This is a genomic window from Pauljensenia sp. UMB3104 (assembly GCF_030217285.1).
Taxonomy (GTDB): domain Bacteria; phylum Actinomycetota; class Actinomycetes; order Actinomycetales; family Actinomycetaceae; genus Pauljensenia.
Map to the genome: position 1 here is coordinate 1 of NZ_JASONN010000215.1, position 293 is coordinate 293.

The 293-nt window shown below is 57.7% G+C and carries 1 protein-coding gene; it reads right to left on the reverse strand.

The features are described from left to right. On the reverse strand, positions 1–293 hold a 293-nt coding region (locus QP415_RS11435; protein ID WP_285100157.1), incomplete at both ends, for a hypothetical protein.

A 293-nucleotide genomic window follows, 5' to 3' on the forward strand; every position in this document is an offset into this window, starting at 1 on the left:
TCTTTTGCCTTTGAGGGTGTGGGTGTTTTCTTCGCGGGTGTGCTCGCCGATGGGTTTGCGGGGGAGCTGGTTGGGGATGTTGGTGAGCCAGCAGGTGAGGGCGTTTGCTTGGCCGGTGGGGGTGGTGAAGGTTCTGGATTTTGATCCGGCTTGGATGGTGCCGGCTATTATTTGGGGTTTTATGTTGGCGTATGCGATGGCTGTTGTTGGTGCCATGATGCCGTATCGGAGGCGGGGCTGTTTGGTTAGCCAGTGGTGGAATTCGCGCAGGATGGAGAAGGGCGGGTTGGTGA